This is a genomic window from Polyangium sorediatum, assembly GCF_029946465.1.
GTDB classification, from domain to species: Bacteria; Myxococcota_A; Polyangia; order Polyangiales; family Polyangiaceae; genus Polyangium; species Polyangium fumosum.
In genome coordinates this window covers 77067-91248 of record NZ_JARZHI010000006.1, presented here as the reverse complement: position 1 = coordinate 91248, position 14182 = coordinate 77067, and the positions used below count along the sequence as shown (strand labels likewise).

Below are 14182 nucleotides of genomic sequence, written 5' to 3'. Positions count from 1 at the left end.
CGGACCTGCGCAAGGCAGCACGAATTCGTCGCAGGCGCTCCCACGTCCCCCGGGGACGGAGCCGCCGCCGGACGCATCGGTGTATCGTGCTCGTACGAACCGGCGGTATTTTGCCATTGACGCAGCGCACGGCATCCCTGTGCGACATGTATGCACATCGGCGCTTGCAAGCATGACACGTGGGCGCCTTGACACCCCCCGGATGCATCGGTTAGGTAGGTAGACTTTTATTCCTTCATCTTGTGTGAAGGACGAAGGGAGCGAATCGATGCGCAGCTTTTTGAATCGTGGTCCCACGGCACGAACGACGGGTCTCTTGACCGCGCTCTTGTTCGTGGCTGGGCAGGGATGCGCCACGAATACGGGTGACGGGGAAGAGAATACGGCCGAGAGCAAGGAGGCCGCAAAGGGACCGACCTCGTTCCTCTCGGCCGATCGGCCGAACTACCAGTTCACCTGGGGCGAAGAGGAGGAAGAAGAGGAGGAGGAAGAAGAGGAGGAGGAAGAAGAGGAGCAGGAGCTCGAGGAGGGCGACATCTTCCGTGTCATGAACAATGGCACCCTCCTGAACCTCAACTGGTATCGCGGTCTGCAGGTGATCGACGTCAGTGACGTGACCGAGCCCAAGATCGTCGGCCAGCTCCAGGTGGGCGGCTCGCCGGTCGAGATGTACGTCGACGGCACACGCGCGATCATCTTGATGAACGACTGGTACGGCTACAAGGGCAGGCCGAACAGCCTCGAGGTCGACAGCACTTCGGGCAGCACCGTCATGCTCGTCGACATCTCGAATCCGTCGAAGCCCGTGGTGCGCTCGCAGTACGCCGTGCCGGGCTACATCCAGACGAGCCGCTTCGCGAACGGCGCGACGCAGGACGCGCTCTTCGTCGCCTCGAGCTACTACAACTGGTTCATCAACGACCAGGGCTACTGGGAGTGGATCCTCGGCAGCACCGTGAAGAGCTTCGACGTCGGCCAGACGGCCATGACGGAGAAGAGCGAGCTGCCCCTCGGCGGCTATGTCTCAGCCATCCACGCGGAGAACGAGGTTCTCCTCGTGGCGCGCGAGAAGGACTGGTGGTCGTCGCACCAGAGCGACGTCGCGGTCATCGACATCTCCGACAACGGCGGCACGATGGTCAAGCGCGACGAGGTGACGGTCAACGGCTACGTCCGGTCGCAATTCCACATGGACTACCGGAACGACCAGCTCCGGATCTTCTCGGGCCCGCAATGGGGCTGGGGCGAGCATAGCTACCTCCAGACGTTCGACGCGACGAACCTCGACAACGTCACGCCGATCGACTCCGTGCCCTTCGGCGCGGACATGAACCTCTTCGCCGCGGTCTTCCTCGACGATCGGGCGTTCGCCGTGACGTATCGGAATTACGATCCGTTCCACGCCTTCTCGATCGACGCGAACGGCCACGCCGTGGAGAAGAGCGAGTTCATCGTCTCTGGCTGGAACGACTTCTTCCGGCCCGCGTTCAACAACACGCGCCTCGTCGGCATCGGCGTCGACGATCAGAACGGCCGCAAGCTCGCCGTCAGCCTCTACGACATCACGGACCTCGAAAACCCGAACCCGCTGCTCGCGCGCAAAGAGGTGCAAGGCGAGGACAACGGCTGGAACTGGTCCGAGGCGAACTGGGATCACCGCGCGTTCAGCGTGCTCCACAACGCGGTGAACGTGACGGCGCCGACGGGCGAGACCGAGACGGGCCTCGTGCTCCTGCCCTTCGCCGGCTACAAGTACGTGGACAACACCTGGTCGTACGAGTCCGCCGTCCAGATCTTCACGTTCTCGGAGTCGACGATCACGCGCCGCGGCCTCATGGACCATCCCAATTCGGTCCGCCGCACGTTCAAGCTCGACGCGACGAACGGGGCGAACCTCTCCGAGACGCAGCTCCGTATCTGGGATCAATCGAACCTCGACGCGCCCGAGAAGGTCGGCGAGCTCGGCGTGGCGCCGGATTACACGAAGGTCTGGGTCTACGACAATTACCGCGCGCGCCTGCGCGGCCCGGACAACGAAGATTACTGGTACTGGTACTCTCCGGACGCGAAGGCGAAGGTCGACATCATCCGGAACAACGAGCCCGTCGACACCGGCACGCCCGTGGCGACGATCGAGGTCCCGGCGAACGCGAGTTACTACCAGGTGGACGATCTGCTCGTCGCCGTCCATGGCAAGTGGGCCACCTGGCCGACCTTCGAGACGACCATCGAGGTCTGGGACCTCTCGAACCCGAAGAAGCCGGCCAAGGCGGGTCAGCTCGTCACGACGGAGCTGCCGTCCAGCTACTACTCTTACGGCGACTACTACGGCAGCAGCAACGTCGTCGGGAAGAAGTCGCTCGGGTTCGTCGCGACAAGCACCGTCCAGAGCGACCCGGTTTCGATGGAATATTGCTATGCGTACACGTACTACTGGTCGACGTCCTGCAGGGGCCAGGAGGGCTGCACGTACTTCACAGGCTCGCGCGACTGCCGGACGATCAACGGCCAGACCGAGTACTGCAGCGGTGGCTTCGCGCAGTGCACCGATCACGCGAACGCGGAGACGACCTGCGTCCCGGCCGACTGGTCACAGATAGAGGCAGCACAGCAGGGCTACTCGTATTGCTACGGGACCGAGTACGAGGCGGCGCTCTTCCGCACGAAGGCGCAGCTCAAGCTCGTGAATCTCTCGAACCCCAACCACCCGACGCTCCTCGCGCCGATCGACCTGACGCCCGGGCAGAACGAGGAGTTCGTCGCGGCGAGCGGGCACGACGACGACATCTACGTCACCGTCAAGAAAGCAGCGTCCGCGCCCGGCGACGCGCGCACCTACGCACAGTACTTCTTGAAGGAGATCGACCTGAAGAAGCCCGCGCAGCCGAAGGTCGGGGCCGCGATCAACGTGCCCGGCACGCTCCTCTCGAAGGACGGCTCGACGATCTTCACGCGCGACCCCGTCTGGGGCCAGCAGGGCATCATCGATACCGCCGTCTCGAAGCTGAAACTCCAGGGCAACAAGGCCGAGCTCGAGAACAAGCACCATTTCGCGGACCGGACCGTGAACGCGCTGTTCATCGACAAAGGCGGCAGGCCGGTCGTGTCGCACAACCTCGTGTGGGAGCCCTACAGCTACTACACGAGCAACAATGACCGGTTCAGCATCCTCAAGCCGAAGAGCGGCAACAACAATACGTTCGAGGTCCTGTCGAACGTGAAGCGTCCGTCGGGCGCGAGCTTGATCAGCGTGGCCGAGCGCCGCGCCTTCTTCTCGCTGAACAGCGGCGTTCTCATGGCAGACCTGGACAATCCGGCGACGCCGACGTCCACGGCATTCTTCCCGGGTCAGAACTGGTACTACAGCGTCGCGCCGGTCATCGACGACGACGAGGTGCTGATCGCGGCGGGTCGTTACGGCGTGCACGAGGCCGACCTCGACACGCACAACCTGCTGACGACCGGCAATTAATCTGTCCCGCCCAATACAGCGCTCGCGAGCCCGAAAGGGTTCGCGAGCGTCCCCCCGCCGGGCCCCCCGGGCGCACCCCGACGTTGACACCCCCTGCCCCGTGGCCTCATGATGCGCCGCGACGCACTCATCCATCCACGCGTCGGAAATTGTATGAGCAAACGCAAAGAGCTGTCGTACAAATGGGTCATCATCGGCGGCGGCGTCATCATCTCGCTCTACTTCGTGATGCGCCTCCTGCTGCTCGGCGGGGTCGAGACCTCGATCGTCGCGAGCTTTGGCCCTGAGAAGGGCGGCCTCGTCCTCGCCGGCATCGTGGCGTTCGTCTCGTACTTCGTCGGCGGCATCCTCATCGGCATCTTCAGCCCCGGGGAGACGGTCAAAGAGCCCGCCCTCGCGACGTTCATGGCGATCCTGCCGAACGCCATGCACACCGTCCTCTGGCACCTGCAGTACAGCTATCCCCTCGGCGGCGCCCTGGTCGGCCTTCTGACCACGTTCGTCATCGGCATCCTCATGGCCGTCGCAGGCGCATGGATCGGCGAAAAGGTCCAGGGCCGGACCGTCGAAAAGCTGCGCGAGGATGGCGAGCTCCCGCCGCCGAAACCCTCGAACGACAGCAACTGAGTCGCGCCTCTCGCCCCTCCCTCCATTTTCCCTTCCCCCCTCACGACGCTCGCGATCCACGAACCAATCTCGTGGTATCCTGGGTCCATCGTGACCGTCATCGCTGAGGGACAGCTCATCGCCGGCAAAATCCGCCTCGAGCGCCCGCTCGCACGGGGCGGCATGGGCGCGGTGTGGATCGCCCACCACCTCAAGCTCGATCGGGCCGTCGCCGTGAAGTTCATGGAGCCGGCCCTCGCCGCCTCCGAGACGGCGCGCGCGCGCTTCGAACGGGAAGCGCGCGCCGCCGCGCAAATCCAGAGCGCGCACGTCGTCGAGGTGCACGACTACGGTGTCGAGGGAGAAACGCCCTACATCGTGATGGAGCTGCTCCGCGGCGAAGACCTCGCCGCGCGCCTGGACAAACGCGGCAAGCTCGACCTCGCCGAGGCCATCCGCATCACGCAGCCGATCTGCAAGGCCCTCCGCCGCGCGCACGAGCTCGGCCTCGTCCACCGCGACCTCAAGCCCGGCAACGTGTTCCTCGCCCGTCAAGACGATGACGAGACCATCAAGCTGCTCGACTTCGGCATCGCGAAGGCCGTGTCGCCGGGCACGCCGCAGTCGGGCGACGTCACGCGATCGGGCAACCTCGTCGGCTCGCCGCTCTACATGAGCCCCGAGCAGATCCGCAAATCCAAGGAGGTCGACCACCGCAGCGATCTCTGGTCGCTCGGCGTGATCCTCTACCAGATGCTCACGGGCAGGACGCCGTTCATCGAGGACGAGGTCGGCGCGGTGCTCGTGGCGATCTGCACCGATCCGATCGCGAAGCCCTCGACGCTCGCGCCCGAGCTCGGCCCCGAGGTCGATCGCTTCTTCGACCGCGCCCTCGCCCGGGATCCGGCGCAACGCTTCCAGAGCTCGCGTGAGCTCTTCGAAGCCCTCGAAGCGCTCACCACGAAGCCCGCCTCCGAGGGGAAGGGCGCCGCGGTCACGAAGCCTGACACGAGCGCCGCGCTCGACGCGACCGCCGAAATGTCGAACCCGTCGCCGCGCGGCGCCGCGAAGACCACCGCCGTCGCGCTCGCCGAGACGATGGCCGCGCCCGAGGGTTCGGGCACGCTCACGCTCTCGCCCTCGGGCCGGACGCAGGACGACGAGAGCCCCACGAAAAAAGACAAGCAACGGAGGTTCGCTGCCGCGGGGATCGGCGCGCTCGCGCTCTGCGCGCTCGGGTGGGTGTTCCTCGGCCCGACCGTGACGGCCGAGGAGGCGCGCGTGGACGGCCCGGGCAGCCCGACGTTGCCCCTGCCGCCGCCCGTGACCGAGCCCGAGGCGCCCGCGCCGCCGCCCACGCCCACGCCCGAGGCCGTCCCGAAAGTGACGCCCGAGGCGCTCGCCGAGGTGGATGCGCAGAAACGAACGCCCACCGAAGCGCCGGTCCGGAACGACAAACCGGTCGTCCCTGCCAAACCCGCGACCCCGAAGACGGGCGCGGACGGCAAACCCGAGCAGGCGCCGGCCCCGACGACGATCGAGGACGACGAGCTGCTCGGCCTGTCGAAGCCGGCCACGCCGCCCTCCCCGCGATGAATCGAGACCGCCGGGTCTCCCTCGCCGGAGCCGTGCTCTCGGCGGCGCTCGTCTTCCCCTCCTCGTCCCGCGCGGACGAACCGCCGGCGGCCGAGCCGACGACCACGCCGCCCCCGGAGCCCACCGAGGAAGAGGTGCGCGAGGAAAAACGCGCTGTCGCCCTCGAAAAAGGCCGCCGCGCGATGCAGCTCTTCCGCGCGGGCCAGTACGTCGAGGCGTATCCGCTCTTCCGCGACGCCGACGAGCAATTCCACACGCCGCAGCTCGTGCTTTACATGGCGCGTTGCCAAGACAAACGCGGCAAGCTGCTCGAAGCACGCGCGCTGTACGAGCGGACGCTGGTCGAGCCGCTGCCGGGGGCGCCGTCGGAGTCGCTGCTGCGCGCGCGGCAGGCGGCGGCCGCGGAGATCGGCCCGGTGCGCCTGCGCATCCCGACGCTCGCCGTCGACGTGCGCGGCCCGCCGCCTACGGAGGTGACGTTGTTCGTGGACGGCGAGCTCTGGCCGATGGACGAGCCGCGCGAGCTCGATCCAGGCAAACACGAGGTCGAGGCGCTCGCGCGGAGCGGCGCGCGCACGACGCGCGAGGTGGAGCTGCCCGAGGGGCGGAGCGTGTCGATTGTCCTGCGCCTCGGCCTCTTCGCGAAGGGCGTGGAGCGGACGATCGAGCCCGCGCCGATCGAGCCTGCGAGGCCGACGTGGAGCCTCGTGGCCGCGAGCGGGCTCTTTTCGATCGGGGCGCTCGCGCTGGTGACGGGCGTGGTGATGGGCGGGCTCACGCTCGATCGGCGTGGGATGCTCGAAACGGAGTGCGTGCAGCAGCGGTGCACGCCCGCGGGTTTTGGGGCGTACGAGCAGACGAAGACGTTTGCGTCGGCGTCGAACCTGGGCTTCGGCGCGGCGGCGATCGCCGCGGCGGCGGGCGTCTCGGTGCTGCTCTTCGCGCCGAGCACGAAGCCCGCGGCCGCGCGCGGGGCGCGCGTGGAGCTCGACGTCCGCGGCGGCTTCATGGCCGTGCGAGGCGTGTTTTGAGGTGGATCAAGCTCGTCTCGTTCGGCGCGGCCGTGGGGCTCTTCGGCTGCGAGACGTTCATCTCGCTCGGGGAAGATTACACGCAGCAATGCACCACGCTGACGACGGTGTACTTGGACGCGGACAAGGACGGCGAGGGGAACAAGAACGAGCCGCGCACCTGGTGCGGGGAGCCCCCGGCCGGCTACGTGACGAACACGCTCGATTGCAACGACGACAGCGCGGACGTGAACACGCGCGCCACGTCCGATGACCAGTGCGACGGAATCGATCAAGACTGCGACGGGAAGACCGACGAGGATTTTCCCGTCCTCGACTGCACGATCCCGATCTCCGACACGGAGTCCTGCCAGGGGCGCACGAAATGCGAAGGGGCGGACGTGCTCTGCTTCGCGCGTTATTTCCTGGACCACGACGGCGACGGGATTGGCAAGGAGGAGCGCCTCGTCGATACGGCCGGGAGCTGCGCGGAGCCCCCGGTCGTGGCGGGAGGCGTATGGGTCGCGGAAGGAAACGATTGCGACGACGACGCGCCCACGATCCACCCGAACGCCGTGGAGCTCTGCGACGAGGTGGATCAGAACTGCAACGGGACCGTGGGCCGGGTCTACCTGCGACAAACCTTTTCGGCGGGCGTGCTGAACGAGGGAGCGACGGGGGAGCGGTGGGTCTCCGGGACGAACAGCGGATTCGTGCAGGCGGCGCCGGGCGACGGGGTATGCAAGGGCCCGGACGACGACGTCACGGACACGGACGACGGGAAGGTCGTGGGGGTCGGGCTCGGGGCGTGTGTCCCGCCTGGGACCTCGGGCGAGCTCGAATCCCCGATCATGGATACGACGGGCGCGCTCGATTTGCGGCTCGTGTTCCACGAATGGGTCGACTTCACCCCGGAAGGGACGCGCGGTGCCCCTCCGACCGTGATGCTCGCGGTGCAACAAGGATCCACGCGAACGACGCTGTCTACCCTGGTGCGACCTGGGCCCACGAGCGCGCAACCGACCCCGGGCTGGGCCGAGGTGGAGTTCCGGCTCAACACGGTCACAGGCTCGAACACGTCACTCGTGTGGTCCTACGAGAGCGGCGACGCGGAGGGCTGGGGCGGATACGCGATCGACGACGTCCTGCTCGTCGATGAAGTCTGCGAAGGCGCGCCCTGATCATTTGCACGTCGTGCCTTGGGGCGGGACCTTCAGATCGACGAGGTAATCGGTGGTCGCCTGGTCGATGCAGGTATTTCCCCGAAGAAACGAGACGTGCCCCGGTCCTTCGCGCGTGAGCAGGACCCCGGAGGAGAGCTGCGCGGCGAGCGAAACCGCCCAAGGATACGGCGTCGCCGGATCCCCGGTGGAGCCCACGACGAGGATCGGCGGCGCGCCGTCCGCGGAGATCGGCGCATTCGAGCGCCAGGGCGAAAACGCCCAGCGCGCGGAGGGCAGCGCCGTGGCGGGCAAATAGATGCCGATGCGCGGCGCCTTCACCTGGAGCTCGGTCGTCAGGGCTTGATAGACCTGGGGATCGGCGGGGAATGCGAGGTCGACCGAGGTGACCCCGTAATAGACCTCGAACGACGTGCCATACGTCCCGTCCGCGCTCCGGGCGACGTACGCGTCGGAGAATTCGAGCAGGCCCGAGCCGTCCCCCGCGGCCGCGAGCGCGAGCGCCTGGGCGAGGAATTTCCATTGCGATTTGTTGTAGAGCGGCTGCGACACGCCGTAGAGGAGCTCGCCGGGCCCGAGCGTGCGCGTGCCGCCCGGCGGCGCAGGCAGCGGAGAGGCCTCGACCGCGGCCTTCACGGCGTCGTACGCGGCCCAGGGATCGCCGCCCGAATGAAACGCGCACGAGGTCTTGGCCGCGCAATCGGCGAGGAACGCTTCGAGCTCGCCCTCGAAGCCGAGGGCCTGCCCCTTGATGAACGCGTCCCCGGTGACCGTCGGATCGATCGCGCCGTCGAGCACGAGCGCGCGCACGCGCTCGGGAAAGGCCTCGGCATAGACCGTCCCGAGAAACGTTCCATACGAAAAACCGATGTAGGTGAGCTTCTCGTCGCCGAGGGCCTCGCGGAGGAGATCCATGTCGCGGGCGATGTGGTTCGTCCCGACGAAGGACAACAGATCGCCGCTCCGCGCCTTGCAAGCGGCCGCGAACGCATCCGCGCCGGCGAGCAAAGCGGCGCGCTCCGCGTCGTCGTCGGGGGTCGGATCGAGCCCGATGAGGGGGCCGAGGTCGTCGACGCAATCGATCGTGGGCGTGCTCCCGGCCTGGCCACGCGGATCAAAGCCGACGAGATCGAACCGATCTTTGAGGGGCTCGGGCAAGGCGATCTGCGCCGCGCGCGCCCAGCCGACGCCGGATCCGCCGGGGCCGCCGGGATTGACGAGCAAGGAGCCGATACGCGAGGACGGAACCGCCGCCGGGCGGCGCACGAGGGGAAGGGAAAAGGTCCTTCCGTCCGGCGCATCGTGATTGACGGGCACGGAGAACGTGGCGCATTCGAAGCCGCCCCCGCAGTCCTCCCAGGAAATGGCAGGAACGTCGGGCGCGGGCGCGGGATCGGGATCGGCGCCGCAGCCGAGAACGAAGGGGGACACGAGAAACGGGAAGGCCCCGGAGAGGCGCCGCGCGGTCGTCACCATGACGAGGTTCATGGTACCGCGATTCGAACGCGGGGAGGTTCTAGCTCGCAGGTCGCAACCGAGCGCGCCCGCCGAGCGTGTCGAGGTCGTGCAAGCAAAGCCGGGACGGCGGGACCGCCTCGCGGGCGAGATCGGCGACACGCGCGTGGTGCGTGAAAAAGAGGACCTGCGTCTTCTGCGAGAGGTCGCCGAGGATGGAGAGCGCGGCGCGGGAGCGCGCGTCGTCGAAATTGACGAGGATGTCGTCGAGGACGAACGGAATGGGTTCGTTGTGCTCGAAATGGCGCTCCAGGCTCGCCATGCGGAGCGCGAAGAAGAGCTGATCACGCGTGCCGTCGCTGAGGCCCTCGACGCCGACACGTTCGCCCGAGGTGCGGACGCATTTCAAGACGGGGCGGCTCTCGTCGCCCTCGTCGTCGCCGCGAATTTCCAGGAACGAGCCCAGGGTGAGCCGCTGGAAGAGCTCCGAAGCCCGCCGCACGATGGGCCCCTGGTGCCGCTCGCGGTAATGCTTGATCTCGTCTTCGAGCAGACGAAACGCGAGCCGCGCCCGCGCATACTCCTCGACGAGCACGCCCATCGACGCGAGGTGGCCCTCCGCCTCGGCCGCGGCCTGCGCGGCGCCGTCCCCGCCGTCGACACGCCCGCGGCGCTCTTCGAGCTTGCCGATCTCCTGCTCGACCTTGGCCTTGGCGTCGTTCTTCGCCTGGATCTGCTCGTCCAGCGAGGAGAGCTCCGTCGCGACGTCGTCCCCCGAGAGCCCCTGGCACTCCGCGACGAGGGCCTCGATGCCGAGCCCCTCGCCGAGGTCGAGGAGCTGGCGCTCGATCGGGGCGAGGCGCGCCTTGAGCGCGCGGACCTCCTTCGAGCGATCCTCGGCCTCCCCGAGCTCCGCGAGGCTCTCCGCGCGCGCGGCCGACTGAAGGGCGGTGAGCTCGTTCTCCGCGGCCTTGCGGCGGAGGATCACGTCTTCGAGCTCGCGCCGCTTCTCGTCGAGCTTCTGCGCGTCCTTTTGCCGCGCAATCTCGTCCTTCTCGGCCGCGAGGAAGCGCTCGACGACGAGGTTCGCAGCGTGCTCGATCGGCGCGTCCACGAGGTCGGTCGCGGCGGCGCGGGTGATCTCGACGACGCGATCCGCGAAGAGCCGCGCGTCCCGCTCGATGCCCTCGATGCGGCGCCGCCGGTCCCGCGCGTCGGCGCAGCGTTTTTCGAGGTCGCTCCGGAGCGCGAGCACCTCCTCCGCCTCGACCGTGCCCGTCGCCTCCGGCAGGTCCACGCCCGCCATCGCCTCGGCCCACTGCGCCGACCACGCGGCATGCTCCGCGCGCCGCCGCTCCAAGAGGGCCTTGCACTGCGCGACCTGATCCTTCGCGCGCCCGAGATCACGCTCGTGCGCCTCGCGATCCTTCTGCGCCTTCGCTTCCCGTTCGCAGACGGCGCGCGCCCGCTCCATGAGCGCAGGCAAGCCCTTCACGGCGAGCCCGAGCGGCCGGAGGAGCGCGCCGAGCGTCTCCTCGTGATCCGCCGCGAGCGCGCGATCCGCGGCGAGCAACGCCTCGGCCTCCGCCCACCGCCGCCGATCCTCGACGAGCCGCTCGTACTGCCCGAGAAACCCCTTCATCTCCGCGGGAGAGAGCGGCACGAGAGAGCTCGCCTTCCACTGCTCTTGCCACTGCCGCCCGAGCTCGTCCCGCGCGGCTTCGAGCGATTGGCGCTCCGCGTCGAGCTCGGCGATCTCTCGGAGGAGCCCTTGCTGCTCCAAGGATCGCTGCGAGACCTTCGCCACCCGGTCCGCCTCGCGGAACAGGCTGGCCGCGAGATCGTCCGCGTGCCGCACGCTCGCCTCGTAGGCGAACACCGCCTCGACGCCCGGGCGCGGAGGTGCGCTGCGGAAGGCCGCGATGTCGTCGGCTCCGTGCGCGTGCTCCGCCGGAAGCAGCGCGCGGCGAAGCTCGATCCAGGCCGCGTCCCGACCGCTCCGCGCCGAGGCCCAGTCCGCCTCCGTGGGCACCGCGCCGCCGCGGCGGATCTGTTCGAGCTCCCGCTCGAGCGCGGAGAGCTTGCGCTTGCGGTCCGCGAGGGTCTGCCCGAGCGATCGCAGCTCCTCGTCCTTCACGCCGAGCCCGCGTTCGAAGCGCTCGATCGTCTCGCGCGCCGGCATGGGCAGGTTGCCGATCTTGTCGAACGGAACGTCGAAGAGCGAGAGCGCAGCGCGACCCGCCTGCACGCGCTGCCCGAGGCTCTCGGCGGCCCGCGCGCGCTCCTGGATGCGCTTGTCGAGATCCCCTTCGCGCCGCGCGACGTCGAGCCCATGCGCGAGCGCCTCCACGTCCGCGGGCGGAGGCAAGGCCGCGCCACGCCGCTTCTCGTCGTCGAGCCGCTCCTCGGCCGCGCCGAACGCGCTCTCCGCGCTCTTCGCGGCTGCGTCGAGCTCGACCTTCTGCTTGACGAGCGAGCGCACGCGCGTGCTCGCGACGGCGGAGAGCCGCCACGCCTCGGCCTCTTCAACGGAGATGTCCCGACGACCGAGCCGAGCGCAGAGCCCGCGGGCTTCGTCCTCGACCTGCCGCAGCTCGCCGCGCAGCCGGGTCGCGTCGATGCTCGCCTTCTTGTGGCTCCCGAGCTCGCCCTGCACCTGCCGCACGAGCGCGCCCTTTTGCAGGAGCGCCGTGGGGACCGCGAGCACGGCGAGCTTCCCTTCGAGCTCGCGCACGTCCTCGCGGAGCTTTTCCTCCCGGGGGCCGGCCTCGTGGATGATGGCCTGCGTGCGGCGGCGATCCTCGGCCGCCGTCTCGGGCAGGACCACGACGTCGCGCCGGACGTCGAGCGCCGCGAGCACCTCGGCACGCTCGGCGAGGGGGCGGAGCGCCTGCTTCACGCGCTGGAGGCGGCGCATGCGGCGACCGAGATCGACGAGCTCGGCCGCGATGCGCGAGGTCTCGGCGCGGCGATCGCCGAGCTGCTTGTTGATGTCCTCGAAGTCGCGCGCCGACTGCGAGAGCTCCTGCGCGCGTTTCTTCGCCTCCTTGAACTTGTCGATCGCGTCGTTGAGCTTCCTCTTCTTGCCGCGCGGCAGGTAGATCTCATCCGCGCGCCCCCCGAGCTTGCGCAGAAGCGAGGCGACGGTCTGGCCGAGCCCCGCGCCGAAGAGGCTCTCGCCGAGATCCCCCTGCCCCTCGACGAGCTCGCGCCCGCCCTTCACGAGGCCGTCGTGCGAGAGCCCGAACATCGTCTCGAACTGCGCCCGCTCGATGCTGCCGAGGAGCTTTCGCAAGAGCGCCTCGTCGAGAGGTTGTCCCGCGGGATCGAGCAGCGTCTCCTTGCGGCCCTTGCGCCGGACGATCGCGAGCTCGGAGCCGTCCTCGTAGCCGATGCGGCCGCTGATGCGCAGCTCGGACATCTTGTGCCGGTGGTCGTCGCTCGTGCGCTCGGGGATGCCGAAGAGCAGGCCGCCGACGGCGCGCAGCGTCGTGCTCTTGCCCGCCTCGTTCGAGCCGACGACGAGGTGGAACGCGCGTGCAGGGGACGAAAAGTCGAGCGCGAGATCCGAGAACGGACCCCAGCGCAGAAGCTCGAGCGAGAGGATCTTCAAGCCTCGTCTCCCTCTCCGGAGAGCTGCGGCAGGAGGTAGTCCGGCAGCTCGTCGACGATGCGCCGCAGGACCGAGAGATCGGTGATCTTCGCGGCCGCGTCGCCCTGGAAGAACTCCTGCGGGAGCTTGCCGACGATGTCCGTGAGCTCCTTGCCGAGCTTGTCGAGCGCGTCGTCGTCGTCGCGGAGGAAACGCAGCCTCTTCAGGAGCCCGCCGATGGGGTTGTCGTTCTGCGCGAGCGCGTCGAGGTCGGCCGGCGTGCGCGTGCGCAGCTCGACCTTCTCGATCCACGCCTCGCCGAGGTCGTTCGCGAGGCCGCGGATCTCCCCGCGCCAGTGGCCGACGTCCCGCACGAGCGCGGCGTGCGCGCGGCTCGCGCCGGTGAGGACGATGCGGGCGCAGACGACGCGGCCGTCGGCGGCCTCGACCTCGTTCGAAAGCGCGGCGCGGCACAACTCGAGGACGTCGTCGGGCGAGCGCGCGGCCGAGGCGTCGACCTGGCAGACGGCCCAGCGCGCGACGTCGAGGACGCGGTGCTCGACCGATTTCACGCGCCCGTCCTCGACCGTGACCAGGCTCGCGCCCTTGGGCCCGGTCTCGCGCGCGTGGCGGCCCTGCAAATTGCCGGGAAAAACAATCCAGGGCTGCTTCTCGTGCAAGACCTCGCGCGCGTGCACGTGCCCGAGGGCCCAGTAGTCGTAGCCCTTCTGGACGAGGGTCTCGACGCGGCACGGCGCATACGGCGCGTGCCCCTCGCGGCCCTCGGCGGCGGTGTGGAGCAGCCCGATGTTGAAGTAGTCCGAGCGCGGCACGGGATAGGTCTGGGCGAGGTCCTCGGTCGTCTCGGCGCGCGCGTAGCCGCGGCCGTGCACGGCGACGCCGATGTCGTCGAGGGGCACGGTCTCCGCGCGGGACGTCGACAGCTCTGTCACGCCCTCGGGCAAACGGAGGATCTTGCTCTTCGCGTCGTGGTTGCCGCGGACGATGAACACGCGGATGCCGGCCTCGCGGAGCCGCGCCATCTGCCGCACGAAGAAGAGTCCCGTGTTGTAGTCGGTCCAGTCGCCGTCGTAGAGGTCGCCGGCGATGAGGAGGAAATCGACGGCCTCGGCGATGCACGCCTCGACGAGCGCTTCGAGCGCCCGCCGCGTCGCGCCGCGGAGTCTGTCCGCGGGCGCCCCCTCGTATCGATCCAGCCCGCGCAGCGGACTGTCGAGGTGGATGTCCGCCGCGTGAAAGAACTTCATCA

The 14182-nt window shown here is 68.7% G+C and carries 8 protein-coding genes; 5 read left to right on the top strand and 3 right to left on the bottom strand.

Annotated elements, in window-relative coordinates:
- The first annotated feature begins 268 nt into the window (after window positions 1–268).
- The 5 genes from QHF89_RS09770 to QHF89_RS09750 all read left to right on the top strand — a co-directional run bounded on the left by QHF89_RS09770 (window position 269) and on the right by QHF89_RS09750 (window position 7865).
- Window positions 269–3472, top strand: coding sequence for a beta-propeller domain-containing protein (locus QHF89_RS09770; RefSeq protein WP_136965675.1), 3204 nt, complete (start codon window positions 269–271; stop codon window positions 3470–3472).
- A gap of 153 nt (window positions 3473–3625) precedes the next feature.
- Window positions 3626–4099 carry a hypothetical protein gene (locus QHF89_RS09765; protein WP_136931515.1) on the top strand — a complete coding sequence of 158 codons (474 nt, stop codon included), beginning with the start codon at window positions 3626–3628 and terminating at the stop codon, window positions 4097–4099.
- A gap of 90 nt (window positions 4100–4189) precedes the next feature.
- Complete coding sequence (locus QHF89_RS09760; RefSeq protein WP_136965676.1) at window positions 4190–5674, top strand: serine/threonine-protein kinase; 1485 nt, start codon at window positions 4190–4192, stop codon at window positions 5672–5674.
- Window positions 5671–6705, top strand: coding sequence for an outer membrane protein assembly factor BamD (locus QHF89_RS09755; RefSeq protein ID WP_136965677.1), 1035 nt, complete (start codon window positions 5671–5673; stop codon window positions 6703–6705). Before QHF89_RS09760 ends, QHF89_RS09755 begins: the two co-directional genes overlap by 4 nt.
- Window positions 6702–7865, top strand: coding sequence for a putative metal-binding motif-containing protein (locus QHF89_RS09750; protein WP_284720306.1), 1164 nt, complete (start codon window positions 6702–6704; stop codon window positions 7863–7865). The genes QHF89_RS09755 and QHF89_RS09750 overlap by 4 nt, the downstream gene beginning before the upstream one ends.
- On the opposite strand, the gene QHF89_RS09745 is transcribed toward QHF89_RS09750, so the two are convergent.
- From QHF89_RS09745 to QHF89_RS09735, 3 genes are read right to left on the bottom strand one after another with little or no spacing between them, the layout of a single operon-like run.
- Window positions 7866–9353: an alpha/beta hydrolase gene (locus QHF89_RS09745; RefSeq protein WP_136965678.1), complete on the bottom strand. Its 1488-nt coding sequence runs from the start codon at window positions 9351–9353 to the stop codon at window positions 7866–7868.
- Between the two features lie 28 nt (window positions 9354–9381).
- Window positions 9382–12933, bottom strand: a complete 3552-nt coding sequence (locus QHF89_RS09740; protein ID WP_136965679.1) for an AAA family ATPase — start codon at window positions 12931–12933, stop codon at window positions 9382–9384.
- On the bottom strand, window positions 12930–14180 hold the full coding sequence (locus tag QHF89_RS09735) for a metallophosphoesterase family protein (RefSeq protein WP_136965680.1): 1251 nt from the start codon (window positions 14178–14180) through the stop codon (window positions 12930–12932). Before QHF89_RS09735 ends, QHF89_RS09740 begins: the two co-directional genes overlap by 4 nt.
- Window positions 14181–14182 lie beyond the last annotated feature (2 nt).

What these genes read in the sequence shown, in the direction of transcription:
- QHF89_RS09770 (WP_136965675.1), top strand. Translation starts at nt 269, where the DNA reads ATGCGCAGCTTTTTGAATCGTGGTCCCACGGCACGAACGACGGGTCTC.
- QHF89_RS09765 (WP_136931515.1), top strand. Translation starts at nt 3,626, where the DNA reads ATGAGCAAACGCAAAGAGCTGTCGTACAAATGGGTCATCATCGGCGGC.
- QHF89_RS09755 (WP_136965677.1), top strand. Translation starts at nt 5,671, where the DNA reads ATGAATCGAGACCGCCGGGTCTCCCTCGCCGGAGCCGTGCTCTCGGCG.
- QHF89_RS09745 (WP_136965678.1), bottom strand. Translation starts at nt 9,353, where the DNA reads ATGAACCTCGTCATGGTGACGACCGCGCGGCGCCTCTCCGGGGCCTTC.
- QHF89_RS09735 (WP_136965680.1), bottom strand. Translation starts at nt 14,180, where the DNA reads ATGAAGTTCTTTCACGCGGCGGACATCCACCTCGACAGTCCGCTGCGC.